The following is a 22,808-nucleotide window of genomic DNA, read 5'->3' as shown; positions in this document are numbered from 1 at the left end:
TCGCCCTGCGACTGAGGAGACAAAGACTAGGCGTAGCTCTCCGCGTATCCAAGAAACTCCGCGTGAGCTGTACGGTCTGAAGACCATCGCGTGGCCCCCTGGGGCTTGTCGCGATAGTCGCAGAGGGTGAGCAATAACCTTTTCTTCGCGCGGGATATCCCGACGAAGTATGTCGAGCGCTCCTCGTCCACCTTTCCCCAGAACGTCTCGTTCTCGATGCCCATTATGATTACGCTATCGAACTCCAGCCCCTTACTCTTGTGGATGGACATGATCCTGACGGCCCGATCAGCTGAGAAAGCGGCCAGCGCTGCAGACAACTCTGTTCCATCTTTCACCAAATCTGAGATTCGATCGATCGTGTTTTCAATCAGCTGGTCTAGCCTGTTGCCTTGGGCATAATCGGCTGAAAGGATCACGATACCGTCCCGACCGACCACTCCGATGAGTTCGTCCACAAGCCCCGCTAAGGTGTCACGGTCGCTAGTCTTCAGTTGGTTTGTCGTATTTCGGCGACGAACATCGGCGATGAATCTATCCCATCGGGAGCGGGCACGGTGTTCCTGTTCGTCGTCGAGGGCTTCATTGTAAACGACAGTTTCCAGGAGCCGGCGATGAACCTCGGGCTTGGCACTGCCGCAGAGCACGGAAAGGAAATCGGTTATCAAGCGGGCAATTGGCTCGGAGGCGATATCCTGGGTCTGATCTTCCTCGCGAAAGGGAACTCTCCGCGCTCCCAGCGCCGCCCGGAGGCTTTGGCAATAGAGGTTCTGCTGTTTGCTGACGAGTACCGCGATCTCCGAGGGCTCAATGGCCTTGCTCTCTATCCATCCGCCGATCGCATCCGCCAGATATGAAGCTTCCTCGACCGCATCTTTGAATCGAAGAATTTCGATCTCACCGTCATCGCCCTGCAATTCCTTTTCGTCGAGCGCGGCAGCGGGGTCCATGACACGGACCATCGCATTCTGCATTCGACGAAGTCGCGGCGTCGACCTGAAATTCTGGTAGAGGTTCAGCGGCTTTGCATTGAAATCCGCCGCGTAGGTTTTGAAGATACCTTCGAGCGCGCCGGCCCAGCCCATAATCTTTTGCTTGGTGTCTCCGACAGCAACGAGCTTGGCACCCGTGCCCAGGAAGCAGGCCGTAATCAGTTTATACTGGTCTTTTGTACAGTCCTGGAACTCATCGAGGAAGACATGGCTGTATGTCTGCCGAATGGCATTTCTCGCGATTTCACTCGATCCAAGGATCGTTAGTGCTAACGGAACCATGTCGCCAAACGTAATTGACTGCCCGCGGATGCGGGCTGGACCGATGCTGTAATCGGGATCGAGAGCGTCACGGCCAGTCAGCGCCAACCGAAAGCGATCAATAATGCGCTTTGCGAAAGCATGGAACGTGTGGCTGTCAAACCTCGCGGCCAATTCGGAGCCGCAGCGTTTCCGCACCCGCGCCTTCAGGTTATGGCTCGCATCGACCTTGAAGGAAATGGCCAGAATGCGTTTGGGGTAGCGACAGGTCCCAGTGCGCAGAAGGAAGTCGGCCCGCTGAGCGAGCATTTCCGTCTTACCGGCCCCCGGTCCAGCGGTCAGCGCCAGGCTTCGTTCAATCTCGGTCGCGGCAGCAAGAGCGTTTGGTTCGAGCTTGAGATTGTCAGTCGGCGCCCATCGGTCAGCTCTGATCATTCGGGCAAGGCCTTTAGGTCCTTACGGATGCGCTTGAACAAGCGTTCGAGCACCTTGGGCATCGCATCCAACAGTTCTTGATCTGCTAGATTCGCCATGGCGCGAATGTGCCATGCCGGCTTGCTGCCAAGCTTAAAGCGCGAATTATACGCATCGAAGTACTTCAGTTGCTCATCGGTGTATTGGTTTCCTACCACATCGTGTTTTTTGCCGAGCACCGCTTTGAGAGCATCCTCGTCTGGCTCCTCCAGCTCATCATCAGCAACGCGATATGCCTTTGGGTAGGCAGTCATCATGAGAAAATCGAGATCGAGCGGTGAGGAATAGAATACGCCGTGCTCCTCAAGACGAGCAAACCATCCATCATCTTTCACCATCAGGCCCTGATCGTCGTCCCATTTCGGAATGGATTTCACCTGCGCCTCTTTCAAGTCGATCTTGGCGACGTCGCTGTACGCGAGCAGTTGCTTCGCCGCATATTTCATGCGCCCCCACCCACCCTGATGCCGCGCGAGATCCAGGTCCAATAACGTGACATGGGGTATCCCGAGCCCGTGCAGCAGGCGCCAGAAGTGATTGACGTGTCGCCCTCCCAGCGGAACGACCGAGATGGATGCGTCGTCCGCGAGAATTCCTTTTGCAGCCAAGAGACGAGGCAGGACCACCTCCTCGCTGTCACCTTCTCCCAAAACGACGAAACGCGAGAAATAGAGCTCTGGAAACGCTTGAACGCCCTCGCGGACAAACTTGAGGGCCTCTTCGTCGTCAGGCAGGTCGATTCGCTTAACGACCGTTGTACGCTGCGAGCTCAGCCGCATGTACCTAATATTTTCCGGAGGAACGCGTCGCATCAGCGAAGGGGAGTGCGTAGCAAGTAATGCCTGTGCATCTTGATCTTGGGCGAACTCCCGCAACGCCCTGACCACGCGTCCTAAATAGTGCGGCGACAGGCTATTCTCGGGCTCTTCTATCGCGATTAGAGTGAAGATGGCCGGTCGCAGCTTATCGATGTCGAATGCATCGGTCAGCTCTCCCCTGAGCGCCTTGGTGCCGATGTCATGCATGCCAAGGACGATCGACAGATATAAAATCGATTGTTGCCCATCGCTGAGCCTTGAGAAGTCGACCAATTCCTCTCCGTGGCCGGGCGCGAAACCAATGCTCAGATGGCGCAAAAGGTTTTCCAGCTCGCTACGAGCGAACGAAATCGACGGGTCTACGAAGTAGTTGCCCTTGTGCAAGTTGGTCCACTTGGCCGACAAAACACTTGTTATGCCCTCGATGGCTCCGTTTCCCGCCAACGTCGAGTTGATCTGTACCGTGAGATCTGAGACTTTTTCCCGCTGCGCAGCCCAGTTCGCCGAACGCAATGCCCGTCCAAGCAGCGCATTGGCTGAATAGGAGATGTGGTCCGCTGGATCGCGGCGGGCAGGAAGGTAGTGGACTTGGATGGCATTTCGATCGTGCTTTGCTACGCGCCCCTCCTCGACGGGATGTCCATCGCCGTCCACCTTTATGACGAACGTAAAACTCTCTTCGATGTCGTCATCCTGATCGATATTGGCCTTCAGTCGGAACCGCACCTGTGCCGGCCCTTTGACCCCGGTCAACTGCATATGGGCAAAATTGCCAGGAACGGCGGGTGCTTCTTTGCCGCCGTTCTTGCCTAAGAGCTCGGGGAATTCAAAATCAGCTTCTATCCATAGCTCTCGCTGTGCGGGCTTGTGCTCCGGCTTCTCGTCGTGAGGAATATGGAAGTCAGACTTCTTCACCTTGCGCTGCGCGGGGTCGAGGCTGAACATCCTAGCGAGGGCTTGGAGAATGGCGGTCTTCCCTGTGCCATTGGGCCCAAGCAAGAACGTCAGATCGTCAAGTTCAAGCTCGGTACAGTCCGCGCTAAACGACCTAAAGTTGCTTAGGCGCAAGCGAACCAACTTCATATTTTCCCCCAACTACTTTTACCATCGATTCGCTCCCCGACGACCTTCGGAGAACTGTTAGACCAGCGTTGCTTGGCCTGGTCGATTCCTTCTGTGGCTGAACCGATGGCACCTTGCATATACGCTCGGTGCGCCAACTGGCGGATGACGATCAAGGTGAGCGAGCAGAGCTGGTTCAAAGCGTCGGCGGGCATCATCTAACGTCGCCCTCGTCATCGTCCGTCACCGATGGATGACACGACGAAAAGCACTTCACCGACACGCAATCCCTTACCAAACATCAAAAGATAGGCTTCACCTCACCGGAGCAAGTTGGCAAATACCGTTCCGATGGATGCGTGGCTCAATTTCCATATCAATCTGACAAGATGACACCAAATCATTTTGCCAGGCGAGGCGATCATCTTCTTACCTGGTTTGAAAGCGTCGTCCCCTACAGGATGCACGCGGTAAATAAGTCGTGCAGACGACCAGCTCCTTGAGTTAACTCATTTGCCGGGGCACGCGCACATCCCGATCGGAGCGGGGCCGAAATACCCGTTACTTCCTGCGATTGTAGGGACTCTGGTTGGTGGGACTGAGAGAAATACCCTCAGATGAAGCTTTCCCGTAGACCGCAGCCTCCGTACGGCCGAGCTTTATCCCGATCACGCGTGTCGGCGTGTTCCCCTTCGCCAGTTCTTTGAGCTGCTTGACGTCCTCGGACGTCCAAGGCTTACCGGTGTTGCGCGTTGACTTTGACATTCGGCCGACCTCATTCAGTAGCGCGCTGACCGATGGCCAAATGAGCCATTGTTCGGATTATAGTTGCCGCTGGTGCCGTAATTGTCGCGCTGGGTGCTATTCGGATTCGTAGCCGTGTACGGCTGCACATAGGTCCCGTTGCTACGAGTATATCCCGAGACGCTGTGGCTGCTTGGGTTAGAGCCAGTACCGAGGTATTGCGCCTGCGCCGCACCAATGGACCAAGTCAACAAACCACCCGCCAGTATAGATATTCTAAGCATGCCCACCCACCCCCATTGCTTTATTCGTGCGTCATATACAACTGAAAGGACCTACACTCCAGTTGAACCTTAGTCGATCAAAATGGTCATGCAAATCAAACAGGCCCGACAACGAGATCAGTATCGGCGAGGCGCCAAGCATAAATTGCATGCCGGCCTTAGATGAAGGCCCTCGAGTGCAGCATAGGTGTGCTTAGTTGCGGTCTTGCGCGGTGCGACCGGTGAGCCGATAATCCATTATTCGAAATCGACGCACTATTTCTGCTGTTGCGCTGAAACAGCGCAACTTTCCAGCGTGAACGTCTGCTGGTTCGCCGTTTTAGGGCGAAGAGGGAGACCATCCATTTTTGAGAATTTCAAACCTGAGGAGCTCGCCCTCGGGGCAAATCGGTCGCAGGCACTCCAGGCAGCCGACGTGAGCCATTTCATAATTGCGCGACAGGTCTAGGGTAATTTTTTGGAATGCGTGGACTTCTGATCATCCTTGTGGCGTTTTCAATTATGTTGGCGGCACGCAGCCGGCACCAGGACGGTTTCGTGCCTCGCCCGACCGCGTTGATGCCCCCCGTCAATGTGCCTTAGCCGAAGGATTTGGCTCGAGCCGCGCGCCCCGACAGCAGCGACTTTGGGCGACGCGCGAGGGCCTGCGCAAGGTTGGGACCGCCCGCTGCTACGTCTAGGCAGCCAGTTTCGTCGCCGCCTGCAGCCCACTCTGTAAGGACCAAGTCACCACCATACGAGGCGCACAAGCTGGCGGGCCTCCTGCCCAAAAAATCGCGGCGTCGGGATTCCATTGGAGCGGACGATACGTCGGCCAATTCTGCACGTACCTCGCGGCTCGAACTCTCTGTCCGCGATTCGCGAAACTCGCACGCAAGCCGTGACCAAGTTCGTTCGCGGCTTGGCAAACCGGCTCTCTCTAGGTGGCGCACGCGGTTCAACGGCGAGTCCAATAAGCTCGATGCTCCGAGCGGCTAGTGTCCTGAACCAGAAATTCGCGACACCTTTTTCAACTGGGCCAAAATTCCATCATGGAGATTAACGGCTTACGGCGAAAAATCCAACTGTATCCGGCCGCCAAACTGTCATGGCTGGCCAGATTTGGGCTGGTGGCCGTCGGCAAGCATGGCGCGTGTCGGTGATCGGGCTAATGACCTTAAAGGAGAAAGCTGCCCACACAGGTGAATACGGCTCACCGATGATTGCAAAGTTCTCATTTGTCGGCCGGTTCCGCCTCAACGCAGACTAGCCCCAAAATCAAAGCTCTTGAGCTCTTTTGGGGAGGACACCTGCTGCAAAGCCGACCGACGCTCATTCGAGCTGGAGGCGGCGAACCTCGCCTGGCAATGCCTGGGCGGCCAATCCTTGACATGGATGAATTTTCTTTCCGGCGCCTGCCGATGGCCGGCACGGCCGCTTGGTGCCTGCGGTTGGCTGACCGGCCTGGGATGACGTGAGAAGCGCTCCGAAGCCCGTTACCGGCCTCCGGACGCTCAGGAGAGGAGGAGGAAGGATGAAGTTTAGGACATTTCTCGGCGCAGTCGCTGTCTTAGCGCTCGCTGGTACCTCGGCGTCGGCTGGCGACAAAGATGCGGCCGACACTGCGGTCGAGGCCGCGAAGAAGTACGCGGGCACGACCATCAGCATCGTCTGGGAGGCCGGCCTGCAGTCGCTCGATCCCCTGAACTATTCGGGCCCACAATGGGAGAAGCTCACCGGCATTAAGGTGAAGGTGGTCGAGGTGCCGACCGACCAGATGTTCACCAAGATCATGCAGGATTTTAAATCGGGCGCCGGAGCGTATGACGCGCTGAACGTCATTCCATCCTGGATGCCCGACCTTGCGCGTGCAGGAGCGCTCGAGCCGCTCGACAAATATGTCGACAAGTTCGGTTATCGCGACGAGTTGCAGGACATCGCGGCCGCCTATCGCGACAACCAGATGCAGTATGACGGGAAGATCTACGGCTTCCCGGACGATGGCGACGTGATGTTGCTCTATTACCGGAAGGATATCTTCGACGATCCGAAGATGAAGGACGAGTTCAAGGCCAAGTTCGGCTATGAGCTGGCCCCGCCAAAGGACTGGAAACAGTTCGACGAGATCGGCCAGTTCATCACGGACAAGATGGCACCGAAGGTTTACGGCGCCGGCTTCTTCCGCACCGCGCCCTACCCGCATTACATGTTTCAGGAGCGCTTCCGCATGGAAGGCGGCAAGTTCTTCAATGCGGACACCATGAAGGCGACAGTAAATGGCGAGGTCGGTCTCAAAGTGTTCAAGCAGATGCTCGCGGAGAACAAGTTCATGCCGCCTGGCGTCGAGCAGTGGAATTTCGTCGACAATCTCGCGGCATTCCTCCAGGGCACGACCGCGATGACGATCTCCTGGCCACCTTACGGAAGGTGGGCCGCGGGCTACGGCTCAGGCGAAGAAGCGCTGAAGTGGGTGCCGAAATCGCAGGTCGCCGGCAAGGTCGGTTATGCGCTCACCCCTCTCGGCCGTCCCGAGCTTGGCGTCGGCTTCGACTTGTCGGTCTCGGCCACCAGCAAGAACAAGGAGGCTGCCTATCTCTTCATCCAGTGGCTGAACAGCAAGAAGACCAGCCTCGAGCGCGTCCAGCTGCCCTATACGCTGCGCGATCCGTTCCGCCTCTCGCACTACGCGAGCGAGAAATACCGTGCGCTCTGGCCCGATGCTCCAGCCTATCTCGACACCATCAAGACGTCGGGCGAGAAGGGCCTGCTCGATCTCTCCTTGCTGCAACAGGACAAGTACGACGAGGCGATGACCAAGGCGATCTCGAGCCTCTGGGCGGGCGAAGACCCAAAGGCCATTCTCGACCGCATGGCGCAGCAATTCGATGCCATCACCGAGAAGGTCGGCGTCGACAATCAAAAGGCCGTCTACAAGGTCTGGGCAGCCAAGCCCGGCGCCTATCCGCGATAGCTGCCCTGGGTACAGCACGGGAAGCATCACCCTCCCGTGCGACACCTTTTCCTGGACTGACAATGACGCTTTCCGCAAGTCTCAATGGTGCCGAGCAACGCCGCCCGAGCCGGCTCGGGCGCATGCTCGAGGACCGCCTGCCCTATCTCATCGTTGCGCCGGCCATTCTGATCCTTCTCCTGGTCGGCCTGTTTCCGCTGATCTGCTCGCTGATCGTGAGCTTCCAGCGCATCACGATGACCGAGAACGACACCACCTTCGTTGGGCTCTTGAACTATGCGGAGCTGTTCAGGGATACCCGCCTCTGGGCCTCGCTTGGTCATACTGCCATCATCACCGCGATCGCCCTCCCCTTGGAGCTGTTGATCGGCTTCCTGATGGCGCAGCTTTTCATCGACCGCATGCCCGGTCGACAGATCTTCCTCGCGCTGCTGGTGCTCCCAACGGTGATATCTCCGATCGTCGCGGGAGCGACGTGGCGTTTGATGTTCGACGTCCGCTTCGGTCCGATTGGTCAGATTCTGAGCTTCATCGCCGGTGAACCGGTCCGGATTCTGTGGACGGTCAATCCCGCCTACGTCTATCCCGCGATCATCATCTGCGAGGTCTGGCAGTGGTCTCCGTTCATGTTCCTGTTGCTGCTCGCTGCGCTGTCGAATGTAGATCCGTCGCAGCTCGAGGCCGCGGAGATCGATGGCGCATCATACCTGCGCGTGCTTCGCGCGATCGTTCTGCCGGCGATCGCGCCCGTGATAGCCGTCGCCTGCCTGATACGAGGCCTGGACCTTGTTCGCATCTTTGACATCATCTGGACCCTAACCGAAGGCGGGCCGGGGTCGATGACCGAGACCATCTCGCTCTACACCTATGTGCAGGGTTTCTCGCAATTCGAGACCAGCTACACGGCCGCGATCTCCTTCCTGGTGATCGCGCTGCTCACGGTCATCACCACCCTCGTCCTCAAGCGCATGGAGCTTGCGCGATGAGGGTCAGCAAGCTTCCGGCGAGAAAAGCCCGCATCCTGGCGCTTCGCTATCTCGGCGCCGGCATCGTGACCCTGCTGTTCCTGTTTCCCGTCTATTGGTTGTTCATGATTTCGTTCAAGACACCGGACGAGATCTATCACGTCCCGCCCTTGTGGATTCCCGGGCAGATCCAGTTCTCAAACTATTACGTCCTGTTTAGAGATGGCGATGTCCTGGCGATCCTGAACAGCCTGATCGTCGCCGGCGTCAGCTCCGGCATCGCAATCGTTCTCGGGACGCTCTGCGCCTACAGCCTCGCCCGGTTCGGCACGGGTGGCGAGAACCTCGCGATGTGGATCATCTCCCAGCGCATGATCCCACCGATCGCGGTCGTCTTCCCGATCTTCCTGATCTACGTCTATTTCGGCCTTGTAGACAGCTATTTCGGGCTGATCCTGCTCTACACGGCATTCAATCTCCCTTACGTGATCTGGATGATGCGCGGCTACATCGTCGACGTTCCGCTGGAGCTCGAGGAAAGCGCGCTCGTCGACGGCCTCAATCGATGGGAAGTGATTTGGAAAGTCGTCTTCCCGATGGTGCGCCCGGGGCTCATGGCAACGTCGGTCTTCACCTTTGTCTTTGCGTGGAACGATCTTCTGTTCGCACTCGTGCTCACACGCACTGAGGTCATCACGTTTCCGGTTATGCTGACGCACTATTTCGGCGGACAATCGAATTTCTGGGCGAAGATCGCAGCGATGTCGGTCTTGGGCACATTGCCGATCTTCGTCGCCGTCTCGATAATGCAGCGCTATCTCGTGCGCGGCATCTCCCTGGGCGCTGTCAAGGGTTAGGGGGATTGGAGTGGCTGACGTCAAGCTGTCCGGCGTGCACAAATATTACTGCAACGTGCACGCGGTTCGAGGGGTGGATCTTACCATCACCGATGGCGAATTTGCCGTGCTCGTGGGGCCATCCGGCTGTGGCAAGAGTACTCTCTTGCGGACGATCGCCGGCCTTGAAGATCCCGACAGCGGAGCGATCGCGATCGGCGGCGCAGTGGTCAACGATCTGCGCCCGCGCGAGCGCAACATCGCAATGGTGTTTCAAAATTATGCGCTCTATCCCTATTTGACCGTCAACGAGAACATCGCATTCGGTCTGCGCGCCCGCAAGACTCCAGAGATCGAAATCAGGAAGCGGGTCAGTGAAGCCGCCGAGATGCTCGGCATCGGCAATCTCCTCCAGCGCTATCCACGGCAGCTCTCTGGTGGACAGCGTCAGCGCGTCGCCATCGGCCGCGCCATCGTCCGTAAGGCCGACCTGTTCCTGTTCGACGAGCCGCTCTCGAATCTCGACGCTCAGCTGCGCGACGAGATGCGGGCCGAGATCAAGCGCCTGCATCACGAGATCACGACGACGATGATCTACGTCACCCACGACCAGATCGAGGCGATGACGCTCGCCGACCGCATCGTGCTGCTGCGCGACGGAAAGATCGAGCAGCAGGGGGCTCCTCTCGAGCTGTTCGAGCAGCCCCGTACGGGGTTCGTGGCAGGCTTCCTCGGCTCTCCCTCGATCAATCTCATTCCGGCGACCCTCAAGACAGACGGCCCCGTCGCAGCCGTGGTGTTTCAGTCCGGCGGTGAACTGAAGCTTCCGAGCGCAAAGGCCATGTCACTGGCCGGAGCGCATGGGCGAGAGATTCTCGTAGGCATTCGGCCCCAGCATTTCAGTCGGGTCGGCGGAGGACCTCTCCGCAATGGGGTGGTTTCTTATTCGGCCGTCGCCGATCTCATTCAGCCGACAGGGACCCGAACCTTCACCACGATCAAGATCGGCGGCGTGGATGCGGTTGCCGAGCTGCAGGCCCATGACGTCAGCAGCCATGGCGAGCGGATCGATCTCGCCATCGACCTCAATCGCGTGGTGCTGATCGATCCAGTCAGCGGTGTGGTCATCGCTTAACGAGAGTAACATTCGAGAACGGGAGGGATGAATGGCGTCGAGACTATTTGCAACCGGAATTGGCGCGCCGGAGGGTCCAGTGTGCCTGCCGGACGGTTCGATGTATGTCACGGAGATGTCCGCGTCGACCCTTTGCGTCACGCGGCTCGATCCCCGCGGCAATCGCCGCGTGATCCTTACGACAGGTGGCCGTCCGAATGGACTGACGACCGATGGCCACGGCCGGATCTGGATCGCGGAAGCCGGCCTCCGGGCGCTGATCTGCATCGACGAATACGGAAACGAGGTCCGGCGCATGCAGGGCGAGGGCGCGGAGCGCTTTCTGTTTCCGAACGACCTCTGCTTCGGCCCGAACGGATTGCTCTACATGACCGATTCCGGCATGGCCGCCGAGGATTTTATCGACGGCCAGGCCTTCGTCGCTCGCTATATGGACCTCGATTGGGACGGCCGCGTGTATGAGATCGATCCGGCGGCGATGAAGGTGCTGCGCGTTCTCGATCGCAAGATTCGCTTTACCAACGGCATTGCTTTCGGTCCCGACAATCACCTTTATGCCAACGCGTCCTTCACCGGCGAAATCTATCGATATGACGTGCTCGGCGAGTCATCGCCGAGGCGCGAGGTTTTCAGTAACGTCCTCCAACCGGACGCCAATCCCGATTTCAAAGGGCCGGACGGGATGGCCTTCGGCACCGACGGCCGGCTCTATTGCACGGTCTACAACCAGAAGAACGTCACGGTGCTGGACCGACGGGGTGAGGTCGCCGGTCGCCTGATCCTGGACGGACCGCAGCCGACGAATTGTGCGTTTGCGCTCGAAGGCAGAAAGCTACGCGTCACTGAGGTCGGCAAGGGCCAGGTCGAGGAGATTGACATGGCCTGCGATGGCCTGCCGCTGCATCTGCCGAAATTCGCCTGACGAGATGCCCTGGCGATGTTTCCCGCGAGGGCGCCTCGCCCGTTATCAAAGGAAGCCGATCGATAGCCAGGGCAAGGCGGCAACGATCAGCGTGCCGATCAGGAGCGCGATCATATAGCCCACGATCGGCTTCATGCCCTCGTCCGGATTGATGCGGCTGATTGCGCAAGCCGCGTAGTAGCCGACGCCGAACGGCGGCGCGAATAGGCCGATGCCCATGGCGAGGACGACGACCATCGCGTAGTGAACATCATGCACCCCGACCTGCCGCGCGATCGGGAACAGAAGCGGACCGAACAAGACGATGGCAGGAATCCCTTCCAGCACGCTGCCCAGGATCACGAAAGTGACGATTGTGACGGCGAGAAACACAGGCACGCCGCCGGGAAGGTTGGTCATGAACTTGGCAAGAGAGGCAGAAAATCCCGACTGGGTCAGCGCCCAGGCCATGCCCGTCGCCGCGCCAATGATGAGCAGGATCGCCCCGGACAGCGATGCCGTCTCAACCAGCATCGGATAGATGCGCCGCCAGTCGAACTGGCGATAGATGAAGAGACCCGCACAGGCTGAGTACAGGATGCCGATGGTCGAGACCTCCGTTGCCGTTGCGACGCCTTCGACGACGGCGGTCCGGATCACGAATGGCAGCGCGATGGCCGGAATCGCGATGACAAACGCGCGGCCGATCTGCCGTCCCGTCGCCCGCTTGACGTGAGACAGGTCCTCGCGGCGGTATCGCCACCACACCACGGCCGCGAGCATGACGGCAAGCACCACGCCGGGAAGCAAGCCGCCGGTGAACAGGGCCGAGATCGAAACGCCGGTGACCGAGCCGATCGTGATTAGAACCAGTGACGGTGGAATCGTCTCGGTCTGCGCGCCGGTTGCTGCGAGAAGCGCAACCAGATCGCCTGGCTTGGCTCCCCGCTGCCGCATCTCGGGAAACAACACCGGAGCTACCGCAGCCATGTCCGCCGCCTTGGAGCCGGAAATGCCAGAGACCAGATACATCGCCCCTACCAGCACGTAGTGCAATCCACCGCGTACGTGGCCTAAGAGGCTCGCCAGAAAGCTGACCATGGCGCGCGCCATGCCCGTCATCTCGATCAGAAGGCCGAGAAAGACGAAGAGAGGCACCGCAAGCAGGATCAGGTGGCTCATGCCCTCATCCATTCGTCCGATCATCACCACGTCGGGGGTGCTGGTTGTCAGGGTGAGATAGCCGACCGTGGCCAGGCCGAACGCGAACGCGATCGGCACGGCCGCGAAGACCATGGCGCCAACCACGACAACGAAGAAAATCAGAAGATTTAGATTGCCGAGCGGATTCAAGACCGGCGCCAGCAGAACGAACGTCGCGATGATGCCCGCAACGATCGCCAAGGACGCCAGCAGGCTGCGCAGGCTCGCGATGCGGATGAGCCGGAGGACCGCTGCGATCAGCATCAATCCGATCCCGATCGGCAAAGCGGCCGCACGCCAGCTATTGACGATCTCGAGCGCCGGCGTGGTGACGAATGCCTCGTCTGCGGCGAATTCATAGGCGGGCCAGACGACGAGGACGAGAAATGCAAGTGACGCCGCAGCCGCGACGACGTCCAGAAATGCACGAACCTGAACACCGAGAACACCGACGATGGCGGTCATCCGCATGTGCTCGCCGCGCTGGAACGCAATCACGGAACCGAACATGGCGAGCCAGAGGAAGAGAATGCCCGCGAGTTCGTCGGACCAGATGATCGGCGAGCGGAACACGTATCGACCCACGATGCCGGCTGACAGCACCGCAATCTCCGCCAGCACGAGCAGTGCTGCCGGGACCGCGACGACATGACCAAGCGCCGTGTTCGCCGTTATCACCCAACTGAGCCGGCCTGCCTGCGACGCGCCGGCCGCCATACCGGCATCGACATGGGGCGTATGGCTCATGCTGGTCATGATAGCTGGCCCGCCGCTTTTTCGAGCTGGGACCATGCCTCCTCGCCAAACTTGGCTTTCCAGTCGGCGTAGAAGCTGGTTTTAGACAAGGCCTGACGGAAGGCGGCGCGATCGACGTCGATGAATTTGAGACCCTTGGCCGAGAGGTCAGTGCGCAGGGACTGGCTGAGCTTTGCGATGTCGGCGCGCTGATCGATGGCGGAGCGGTCAAGCTCGCGTGCCACGATCCCCTGCACGTCCTTGGGCAGGCGCTCGAAGGCGCGCTTGTTGCCGAGGATCCAGTAGCCGTCCCAGACGTGCCCCGTCAGGCTGCACGTGCTCTGGACTTCATAAAGACGCGCGGTCGCAATGATTGGTAGCGGGTTCTCCTGGCCGTCGACGACCTTGGTCTGCAACGCGGAATAGACCTCATTGAAGTTGATCGGCGTCGGTCCGGCGCCGAGGGCCTTGAACAGCGAGGTCAGCAGCGGCGCGGGCGGAACACGGATCTGGAAATTCTTCAGATCATCCGGCGTGCGCACCTCGCGGCCGGACGAGGTCACCTGGCGGAAGCCGTTGTCCCAGGCTTTCGACACCGCCATGATCGGTGTCTTGGCAATCTGCGCCCGGATATAGGTGCCGAGATCGCCATCCATGGCCTTCCATACGCTGTCGTAGTCGGCAAACGCGAAGCCGGTATTCACGATGCCCGCGCTAGGTACCAGGGTGGCAAGGATCGAGGACGACTGATTGAAGAACTCGACGCCACCGCTGCGAACCTGGGTCAGAAGCTCGGTGTCGGAGCCGAGCTGATTGGCCGGAAACAGCCTGATCTCCAGCCGGCCGCTGGTCGCTTCGCGGATACGGTCGATCGCCTCTTGCGCCCGGATATTCACCGGATGGGTCGGATCCTGTCCGGTCGCGAACTTGTAGACGAATTCGGCGGCAGATACCGGGCGGGTCAGAATCCCGCAGAGAGGTACGGTACTGGCCGCCAGCAACAGCGAACGGCGGCTGATGCGTCCGGACTTCGAGACAGTCATGTTTTCCTCCTGATCCTGTATTGACGTTGTGCCGGCTGCATCAGCCTGCGCTGGTTTTCAGCTTTCCGGGCTCTTCGACAGCCGCATTCGGGCAAGAGCCATCGCTCGCCCGCCGCATCATGCAGCGGACGCAACTCTTCACTCGGGCTTGGCCTGATTGGCGCTTAGCGCCGGTGCGCTAGAGCCACAGCTTGATCTGCCTTGCGACCTTAGCGGTGGAAATGCCGTACCGGTCGTGCAGTGTCGGTAATGCGCCAGCGTCAAGAAACTCGTCCGGCAATGCAATCTGGCGGAAGGGCGGATGAACGCCTGAACGCATCAGGAGTGCGGCAATCGCCTCGCCAAGTCCGCCGATTGTGGTGTGGTTTTCGGCGACGACGACCAGGCGGCCTGATTTGCCGGCTTCACGCAGTATAGTCTCGCCGTCGAGCGGCTTAATGGTCGGAACGTGGAGCACCGCAGCATCGACGCGATCGTTCTTCAGAGTTTGCACGGCCTCGAGCGCACGCATGGTCATGATGCCGGATGAGATGATCAGCACGTCCTTCCCGTCACGGATCAGCTTAGCCCTGCCGAGCTCGAACTTGTAGTCATATTCGTCCAGCACGACGGGCACCTGACCACGCAGCAGGCGCATGTAAACCGGCCCCTGATGCGCCGCGATGGCGGGCACCAGCTGCTCGATTTCATGAGCATCGCAGGGATCGATGACTGTCATGTTCGGCATCGCACGAAATAATGCGAGATCCTCCGCGGCCTGGTGGCTCGGGCCATAGCCCGAAGTCAGGCCGGGCAGTGCGCAGACGATCTTCACGTTGCGGTCTTCCTCCGCGATCGTCTGGTGAATGAAGTCGTAGGCGCGCCGTGAGGCGAACACGGCATAGGTGGTCGCGAACGGCATGAAGCCTTCCGCGGCGAGGCCCGAAGCGGCGCCGAACAGAAGCTGCTCGGCCATGCCCATCTGATAATAGCGGTCCGGAAATTCCTTCGCGAAGATGTGCAGGTCGGTGTATTTGCCGAGATCGGCCGTCATGCCGACCACATCGGGACGGCTGCGCGCGAGCTCGACGAGCGCGTGTCCAAACGGCGCCGGTTTCGTTTTCTGTCCCTCGGACGCGATCGAGGCGATCATGGCCGAGGTCGTCAGGCGCGGCTTGCCCGGCTGGGGTGCTGATCTGACGCTCTTCATGCTTGCCTCCCGGCTTCCAGCGCGGCCAACGCGAGCTGCCATTCGTGCTGCTCGACGCGGATGAAATGGTTCTTCTCGCGCTGCTCCAGGAAAGGAACGCCCTTGCCCATCAGCGTGTCGGCGATGATGATCCGCGGCTTGGGCGCGGGATGAGACTTGGCGACATCGAACGCAGCAACCACGGCATCGAGATCGTTGCCATCGACGCGCTGTACGAACCAGCCGAAGGCCTGAAGCTTCTCGACCAGCGGCTCGAACGCCATCACCTGCGTCGAAGGACCGTCGGCCTGCTGATTGTTGACGTCGACGATGCCGATCAGATTGTCGAGCTTGTAGTGGCCCGCCGACTGGATGGCTTCCCAGACCGAGCCTTCGTCCAGCTCGCCGTCCGAGAACAGCGTATAAACCCTCGCCTCGGATTTCTTGCGCTTGAGCCCCAGGCTCATGCCGACGGCGATGCTGAGCCCAAGCCCGAGCGAGCCGCCCGACATTTCCATTCCGGGCGTGTAGGAGGCCATGCCTGACATCGGCAGGCGGCTCTCGTCGCTACCATAGGTTTCGAGTTCTTCCTCGGGGACGATACCCGCCTCGATCAAAGCCGCATAGAGGGCGATGGCGTAGTGCCCGTTTGAGAGTAGGAAGCGGTCGCGGTCTTCCCAGGAGGGATCTTCCGGCCGGTAGCGCATGGCGTGGAAATAGGCCACGGCGAGGACGTCCGAGATGTCCAGCGCCTGTGCGATATAGCCCTGGCCCTGGACCTCGCCCATGCGCAGCGCATTGCGGCGAATGTTGTAGGCGCGATCCGCCAGCTTGGGCGTGTTGGTCAGCGTTTCCATCGATCTGGACCTTGTCTTGCGCTCAGTGGATGAGCATGCCGCCGTTGACGTCGATCACGGCACCAGTCACGTAGGCGGAGAGATCCGAGGCCAGGAAAGTGTAAATGCCGGCGACGTCGTCTGCCGTGCCGAGGCGATTGAGCGGAATGCCTTCCAGGATCTTCGCCCTCATCTCGTCGGTCAGCTTGCCCGCGGTGATATCGGTGCCGATCAGGCCCGGCGTCACGCAATTGACGCGGATGCCGTCCGGGCCGAACTCACGGGCCATCGCCTTTGCGAGACCGAGCACGCCAGCCTTGGCCGCCGAATAATGCGGGCCGCCAAAGATTCCGCCGCCGCGCTGGGCCGAAACCGAGGACATGCAGGCGATCGATCCGGACTTGCGCGCACGCATGTGCGGGATCACGGCCTGGGAGAGGAAAAGAACACCTTTCAGATTGACATCCTGAATGCGATCCCAGTCGGCCGCCGTAATTTCCAGGAGCTTCACCGGTTGAGTGATACCAGCATTGTTGATCAGAATATCGATGCTGCCGAAGGATTCGATCACCCGGGCAACAGCCTGCTCGCAGGACGACTTGTCGGCGACGTCGGACCCAAGGCCGATGTGGGATCTTCCAAGCGATGCTGCAGCATCCACAGCAGCGTCCGCATCGATGTCCAGAATGGCGACCCGAGCTCCCTCGGCAGCGAACCGCCGTGCCGTGGCAAGCCCGATGCCGCGCGGCGAGGCCGCGCCCGAAATGATGGCAGTCTTGCCGCTGAGCAGCATCAGTTCCTCCCGCGAATTGTTTTTCCTTTGCACGGCAAGGAATGAACCGCGGACGCGCAACGGACAAGCGCACAGTTGTCACGGATCGATGAATCTGGTTCACTTATAGGATGCTGTCCAATGTTCCGATATCGGCAATTCGCGCTTTTGAAGCTGCTGCCCGCACTGGATCGTTTCGCGATGCGGCGAATGAGCTTCACCTGACGCCGAGTGCGGTCAGTCATGCCATCCGCAAGCTGGAGGGCACGCTTCGCACGGTTCTCTTCGAGCGCAGTGCGCGATCCGTGCGGCTCACGCCAGCCGGCGAGAATCTGATGCGCCACACGGGAGCGGCATTCGATCAGCTCCGCCGCGGCCTTGAAGAAGTTGCCGCGCGCGGACCGCAATTGGTGCGCGTCCACTCAGCCCCGAGCTTTGCCGCGCAATGGTTGGCACCCCGGCTTGCACAGTTTCTTGCCGCTTATCCGAAGCTCGAAGTCCGCCTGGCTGCAAACACGGACTACGCGCGTTTCAGCAATGACGACTTTGACATCGACATCGTCTACGGTCCGCCGCGCGCTGAAGGTGTCGAGATTATTCCTCTGCCGGAGGAGACGGTCACCCCCCTCTGCTCCCCAGCTCTCGCGAAGTCGATAAGAAGACCGGCCGATCTCATGGAGCAGACGCTCATCCGCTCGGATGTCAAGCAGGTTCAATGGCACCAATGGTTCACGGCGAACGGATTGGAAGCCCCTGCGCTCCACGGCATGAGGTTCGATCGTAGCTTTCTCGCGATCGCGACAGCCGCGGAGGGTTTGGGAGTAGCGCTGGAATCGACGCTTCTAGCGGAACGCGAGTTGGCGAGCGGGCGATTGGTGGCTCCATTGGCGGGGCGCGCAAACGATATCAGCTACGTCGGCCACCGCCTAATCTACCCGCGCGCAGGCCGGCAAAGATCGGCGGTACGAGCTTTTGCAGATTGGGTTGTGGCACAACTCGGTGGTGGAGACGTTCGCTCCTCGCGGTGAGCGCAGCTCTGTCGCAATACCATACCCAAACAAGTCCAGAGCCTGCTCCATCCATCCGGCTCTTAGTGGCAGGAATGTGCTACCAAGGCTGCATCGGATCTAATTGCCTGAAAAGAAGCGAGGGCCAGAGAGGCCCTCGTAGTCAGGGAGGAAGCGGCAATCCAAAGACTCGATGGCATTTCTCCTACGACATTGTCGGCATGACGAATTCGGCACCGGCTCGTATTCCGGTTGGCCAGCGGCTGGTGACCGTCTTCATTCGCGTATTGAAGCGAATGCCCTCCGGACCGTGCATGTGGTGGTCGCCGAAAATCGAGGCCTTCCATCCACCGAACGAGTGAAAGGCCATCGGCACCGGAATTGGAACGTTGATGCCGACCATTCCGACTTTGATCTGATGGGCGAATTCGCGCGCGGCATCGCCATCACGTGTGAAGATCGAGGCGCCATCGCCGAATTCGTGTTCATTGATCAGGCGCGCCGCCGTCGCGTAGTCCGGTGCTCGTACGACTGACAGCACGGGTCCGAAGATCTCTTCCTTGTAGATCTTCATCTCCGGTTTCACATGATCGAACAGGGTTCCACCCACGAAGAAACCATTCTCATAACCCTGCATCCAGAACTTACGTCCGTCGACCAACAATCTTGCGCCCTCTGCGACGCCGGCATCGATGTAGCTCCGGACCTTCTCCAGGTGCTGCTTCGTGACAAGGGGCCCCATCTCCGCTTTGCGGTCGGTACCCGGCCAGCTTCGGGCCTCGGACCTTGGGTTCGAGCGCGGAAATCAGCTTGTCCGCGGTGCCCTCCCCGACCAGCAACCGAGATCGCCATGCAGCGTTCGCCGGCGGAGCCGTAGGCATCTCCCATCAACGCGTCGACCGCCTGATCCATGTCGGCATCGGGCATCACGATCATGTGGTTCTTGGCTCCACCGCGCGCCTGGCAGCGCTTCCCGGTGTTCGCGGCGGTCGAATAAATGTACTGCGCGATCGGTGTGGAGCCCACGAAGCTGATCGCCGAAACATCCGGGTGATGCAACAGCGCATCGACAGCTTCCTTGTCGCCTTGCACCACGTTGAACACACCGTCCGGCAGATCGGCTTCCTTCAGCCACTCCGCCATGATGAGCGACGCCGACGGGTCGCGCTCAGATGGCTTCAAAATGAACGCATTGCCGCAGGCGAGAGCGACCGGGAACATCCACATCGGAACCATGACCGGGAAATTGAAGGGCGTGATTCCGGCGACGACACCGAGCGGCTGTCGAGTAGAATAGCTGTCGACGCGGGTACCTACATTCTCCGTAAGTTCGCCCTTGAGGAGCTGCGGAGCGGCCGTGGCAAACTCGACCACCTCCATTCCGCGCTGAACTTCGCCCAGAGCGTCGGAGTGAACCTTGCCGTGCTCGGCGACGATCACGTCGGCAAGCTGACCTGCGCGATCCTCGAGGATCCGCAGAAAGCGATTGAGGACGCGTGCACGCCGTAAAGGCGTCGTGTCGGCCCAACCCTGTGCCGCCCTGTTCGCGGCAGATACCGCGTCCGCCACCACGGCCGCGTTGGCGGCCACAACACGGCCCGTCTGCTCGCCCGTTGCCGGGTTGAAGACTGGCGAGCTTCGTTCGGTGCTACCCGGGACCTGCTTGCCATCGATGAAATGATTGATCTGCGTGACCACGAACGTCTCCTTCTAGATTCTGATCCGACGCGCACCTCGAGTCAGGCCGCTTTCATTCCCGCCATGTATTTGCCGATCACGCGCTTGTCGGCGCCCTCGGCTGACACTTCATGGACGATGCGACCCGCGCTCATGACGAGGACCCTGTCGACCAAGCCAAGCAACTCGTCCAGATCCTCCGAGATGAGCAGCACTGCGGCTCCGCCGTTCCGTGCCTCGACGATCCGGCGGTACGTTTCTTCGCACGCTGCGAATCAAGGCCGAACGTCGGATTTGACGCGACCAGCAATCGAACGTCCTGGGTGAGCTCTCGCGCCAGCACGGCGCGTTGAACATTGCCACCGGATAGCGCGCTCATGCTTGCGTTCAGGCCAGGAGCCTTGACACGAAATTGTGCGACCAGCCTCTCGGCCTGCTCTGCGAGCGCGCCGTAGTTCATTGCGATACCACGGCAGAGCGGCACCCGATCGAAATTGCGCAGGGCAAGGTTCTCGGCCAGCGACATGCGATCGATGCAGGCGTTCTTCAGGGGCTCTTGCGGCAGTCCATAGACGCCGAGGCGGGCGATTTCCTGTCGCGTTCCGTTGAACGGCGAGCCGGAGACGGTCATTTTACCGCTGCGATCCCGCTGCCCCATCAGGGCCTCGACCACTCCAACTGACCATTTCCGGATACCCCGGCAATCCCGACAATCTCGCCTGCCCGCACCTCGAGCGAGAGGGAAGACCATTGTCGCCGTTCACGCGGAGGTCGCTGATGGCGAGGATAATATCGGACTTCGGCGGTGATTTCGGCGCGTGCTGCACCATCTTGCTGACGGGCTCTCCGATCATAGCTTCTGCCAGAGCGTCATCAGTCAAATCGGCGACGGGGCCGACGCGCCTCGACGCAACACCGTCACGTCGTCGGCGAATCGGCGCACTTCATGGAACTTGTGGCTACTTCGGCAGGCGTCAGCAGCGAGCGCGTGCGCGCGCTCATGAAGGCGCATATGGAGGAAGCTTCAGAATACGTAAAGCGGCTGGACGGGCGTCTCGATGGTCGACTAATCCTCGACTCGGAAATGGCGCCGCGCCCTCGACCGCTGTCCTCATGAGCGTTCTACTTGCAGAACGTGGTCAATTCAGCTCCCTCTAAGCGAACCAGTTTTGCACAAGAAACAACCTGATGGAAATGCAACGAACGCGGGTGAAATAGTCGGACAAATAGTCGGGATGGTGATGGCCAATGACGTTTAAGGCTGCCATCCTCTGCTCTTCACGACGCCGAAAGCGGCCTTTCGACTGCCCCGATCCTTCGATGGCCTTGCCCTTCCGCAAAGCTTCGGCAGCATCGCAAAACACCCCAAGGCACGCAACGCCGAAGGCAAGCTACTTTTGCCCCTCGCGCGGTCACCATCCTTCGGCATTGTAGAGGGTTTCGAACACGCTCCTTGGGACGCGCACTACGAAGAGAGGCGGTCGCACAAGTGAATCGACGGCCAGAGCACCCTCGTTTTGAATCGAATTAATTCTTGCTGAAAAGATCCGAGAGATGTTTGATTTGCAGCTGTGTAACCTTGGGGGAGCGAGAATAATGGCGAACGCCCTCGACATTTATAAGGCTCGTCCGGCACGATCACAGCTCGATCAGAGAGCGGCACAATACGTTCGCATGTCGACACAACGGCAGCAATACTCGATTCAGAATCAGGCTGCTGTGATTGCAGCATACGCTCACGCCCATAGCCTGACGATTGTACGGACCTACCGCGACGAGGGAGAGAGCGGCCTTCTCATCAAGAACAGGGCCGGCCTTATCCAGCTCATCAAGGACGTTCAAACAGGGGAAGTCGATTTTGGTCATATTCTGGTTTATGACGTGAGCCGCTGGGGCCGCTTTCAGGACGTTGACGAGAGCGCGTACTACGAATTCGTCTGCAAACAGGCAGGCATCAATATCGTGTATTGTGCTGAGCAATTTGATAATGATGGCAGCCTGCTCTCCAGCATCATCAAGAACATCAAGCGCGTAATGGCAGCGGAGTACAGTCGTGAGCTTTCGACAAAGGTTCACGCCGCGCAATGCCGGTTCGCTCGACTTGGCTTCAAGCTCGGAGGTCGCCCTGGTTATGCTCTTCTGCGAGAGCTTGTCGACCAGAGTCAGCAGTCTCGCGGCGTGCTGAAGAACGGCGATCAGAAGTACCTCGCGACTGATCACGTCCGACTGCGACCTGGCATCCCCGCCGAAGTAGCCGTGGTGAAGTGGATCTTCGAGCGATTTCTGCAAGTAAAGTCGGAAGCGATTATCGCGCGGGAGCTAAACCGGAAGGAGATACTCACGAGCACAAGACGTCGGTGGACGCGTGCAGCTGTTAACACGGTGCTTAGAAACGAGAACTACATTGGGAACATGACGTTTAACCGTCGATCACGTAAGCTACGGCGGAAGTCCACCTGCAATCCTCCCGAGCTTTGGATCACCAGCGAGGGATGTATCGAGCCGATCATTGAACGCGACACCTTCCTAAAAGCAAAGAACATCATTGAGGAGCGGCGTGTCGACCTCAATGAAGAGGAGATGCTTGCCCGACTACGCAAAACGCTGGTCAAGGAAGGACGTCTGAGCTCTGCTATCATCGCCAGCACGGTAGGCCTTCCCTGCGCCTCCACCTATCAAACTCACTTCGGCAGTATGATGAACGTGTACCGGCTAATCGGCTACACTCCCAAGCGAAACTATGAATTCCTTGAGTCGCGTCCGCTGTGGGCCGAGCAAAAGGCCAAGCTGGGCTCGCAAATTGCCACCGTCATCAAAAAGGCCGGCGGCCGAACCGTCTCTCGGGCGGGTTACTTGCGCGTGAATGGATCGGTCAACAGAGCTGGCTCCGGAAATCTGGACAGGGCGGTAAGTGGAGTTTCTGCCTGACGGCGGGCAAGATTGTC

General features: G+C 59.5%; 16 protein-coding genes and 1 pseudogene. 7 read left to right on the top strand and 10 right to left on the bottom strand.

Annotated features, from left to right (window positions below; all coding sequences use genetic code 11):
- Nucleotides 1-26: 26 nt before the first annotated feature.
- The 3 genes from ACM42_RS11525 to ACM42_RS11515 are packed head-to-tail and all read right to left on the bottom strand — an operon-like array spanning nt 27 to nt 3,825.
- On the bottom strand, nt 27-1,688 hold the full coding sequence (locus tag ACM42_RS11525) for an ATP-dependent helicase (protein ID WP_271528045.1): 1,662 nt from the start codon (nt 1,686-1,688) through the stop codon (nt 27-29).
- Nucleotides 1,685-3,628 carry an ATP-dependent nuclease gene (locus ACM42_RS11520; RefSeq protein WP_271528044.1) on the bottom strand — a complete coding sequence of 648 codons (1,944 nt, stop codon included), beginning with the start codon at nt 3,626-3,628 and terminating at the stop codon, nt 1,685-1,687. Before ACM42_RS11520 ends, ACM42_RS11525 begins: the two co-directional genes overlap by 4 nt.
- Nucleotides 3,625-3,825 (bottom strand): hypothetical protein, encoded by a 201-nt coding sequence (locus ACM42_RS11515; protein WP_128948168.1) that lies wholly within the window; start codon nt 3,823-3,825, stop codon nt 3,625-3,627. Before ACM42_RS11515 ends, ACM42_RS11520 begins: the two co-directional genes overlap by 4 nt.
- A 2,323-nt stretch (nt 3,826-6,148) precedes the next feature.
- On the opposite strand from ACM42_RS11515, the gene ACM42_RS11510 reads away from it, so the two are divergent.
- From ACM42_RS11510 to ACM42_RS11490, 5 genes are all read left to right on the top strand, one after another.
- Nucleotides 6,149-7,585: an ABC transporter substrate-binding protein gene (locus ACM42_RS11510; protein ID WP_128948171.1), complete on the top strand. Its 1,437-nt coding sequence runs from the start codon at nt 6,149-6,151 to the stop codon at nt 7,583-7,585.
- Nucleotides 7,586-7,647: 62 nt separating this feature from the next.
- Nucleotides 7,648-8,571, top strand: a complete 924-nt coding sequence (locus tag ACM42_RS11505) for a carbohydrate ABC transporter permease (protein WP_271528043.1) — start codon at nt 7,648-7,650, stop codon at nt 8,569-8,571.
- On the top strand, nt 8,568-9,407 hold the full coding sequence (locus ACM42_RS11500) for a carbohydrate ABC transporter permease (RefSeq protein WP_271528042.1): 840 nt from the start codon (nt 8,568-8,570) through the stop codon (nt 9,405-9,407). The genes ACM42_RS11505 and ACM42_RS11500 overlap by 4 nt, the downstream gene beginning before the upstream one ends.
- Nucleotides 9,408-9,417: 10 nt before the next feature.
- Complete coding sequence (locus tag ACM42_RS11495; protein WP_271528041.1) at nt 9,418-10,521, top strand: ABC transporter ATP-binding protein; 1,104 nt, start codon at nt 9,418-9,420, stop codon at nt 10,519-10,521.
- A 31-nt stretch (nt 10,522-10,552) separates the two neighbouring features.
- A complete protein-coding gene (locus ACM42_RS11490; protein WP_271528040.1) occupies nt 10,553-11,443 on the top strand; it encodes an SMP-30/gluconolactonase/LRE family protein in 891 nt (296 codons plus the stop codon).
- A gap of 45 nt (nt 11,444-11,488) precedes the next feature.
- On the opposite strand, the gene ACM42_RS11485 is transcribed toward ACM42_RS11490, so the two are convergent.
- The 5 genes from ACM42_RS11485 to ACM42_RS11465 form a co-directional block, all read right to left on the bottom strand.
- Entirely contained in the window at nt 11,489-13,342 is a 1,854-nt protein-coding gene (locus tag ACM42_RS11485) for a TRAP transporter large permease (RefSeq protein ID WP_271528128.1), read from the bottom strand.
- Nucleotides 13,343-13,377: 35 nt separating this feature from the next.
- Nucleotides 13,378-14,403: a TRAP transporter substrate-binding protein gene (locus tag ACM42_RS11480; protein WP_271528039.1), complete on the bottom strand. Its 1,026-nt coding sequence runs from the start codon at nt 14,401-14,403 to the stop codon at nt 13,378-13,380.
- 178 nt (nt 14,404-14,581) lie between these two features.
- The gene (locus ACM42_RS11475; protein WP_271528038.1) at nt 14,582-15,592 is read right to left on the bottom strand and encodes a transketolase family protein; all 1,011 of its coding nucleotides are present in this window, start codon (nt 15,590-15,592) and stop codon (nt 14,582-14,584) included.
- Nucleotides 15,589-16,428 carry a transketolase gene (locus ACM42_RS11470; RefSeq protein ID WP_271528037.1) on the bottom strand — a complete coding sequence of 280 codons (840 nt, stop codon included), beginning with the start codon at nt 16,426-16,428 and terminating at the stop codon, nt 15,589-15,591. Before ACM42_RS11470 ends, ACM42_RS11475 begins: the two co-directional genes overlap by 4 nt.
- Nucleotides 16,429-16,450: 22 nt before the next feature.
- Nucleotides 16,451-17,200 (bottom strand): SDR family NAD(P)-dependent oxidoreductase, encoded by a 750-nt coding sequence (locus ACM42_RS11465; protein WP_128948180.1) that lies wholly within the window; start codon nt 17,198-17,200, stop codon nt 16,451-16,453.
- A gap of 110 nt (nt 17,201-17,310) precedes the next feature.
- On the opposite strand from ACM42_RS11465, the gene ACM42_RS11460 reads away from it, so the two are divergent.
- Nucleotides 17,311-18,207 carry a LysR substrate-binding domain-containing protein gene (locus ACM42_RS11460; RefSeq protein WP_271528036.1) on the top strand — a complete coding sequence of 299 codons (897 nt, stop codon included), beginning with the start codon at nt 17,311-17,313 and terminating at the stop codon, nt 18,205-18,207.
- A 184-nt stretch (nt 18,208-18,391) separates the two neighbouring features.
- Here ACM42_RS11460 and ACM42_RS11455 read toward each other — a convergent pair.
- Nucleotides 18,392-19,884 (bottom strand): annotated as a pseudogene (locus ACM42_RS11455) (CoA-acylating methylmalonate-semialdehyde dehydrogenase).
- A gap of 130 nt (nt 19,885-20,014) precedes the next feature.
- Nucleotides 20,015-20,536 carry an ATP-binding cassette domain-containing protein gene (locus ACM42_RS11450; protein WP_271528035.1) on the bottom strand — a complete coding sequence of 174 codons (522 nt, stop codon included), beginning with the start codon at nt 20,534-20,536 and terminating at the stop codon, nt 20,015-20,017.
- 923 nt (nt 20,537-21,459) lie between these two features.
- Here ACM42_RS11450 and ACM42_RS11445 point away from each other — a divergent pair.
- Nucleotides 21,460-22,791, top strand: coding sequence for a recombinase family protein (locus ACM42_RS11445; RefSeq protein ID WP_271528034.1), 1,332 nt, complete (start codon nt 21,460-21,462; stop codon nt 22,789-22,791).
- Nucleotides 22,792-22,808: the final 17 nt, after the last annotated feature.

Origin of the sequence: Bradyrhizobium sp. CCBAU 25338 (assembly GCF_028128965.1) — a bacterium.
In the GTDB taxonomy this organism is placed as follows: domain Bacteria; phylum Pseudomonadota; class Alphaproteobacteria; order Rhizobiales; family Xanthobacteraceae; genus Bradyrhizobium; species Bradyrhizobium liaoningense.
This window is presented reverse-complemented; position numbering and strand designations above follow the sequence as displayed.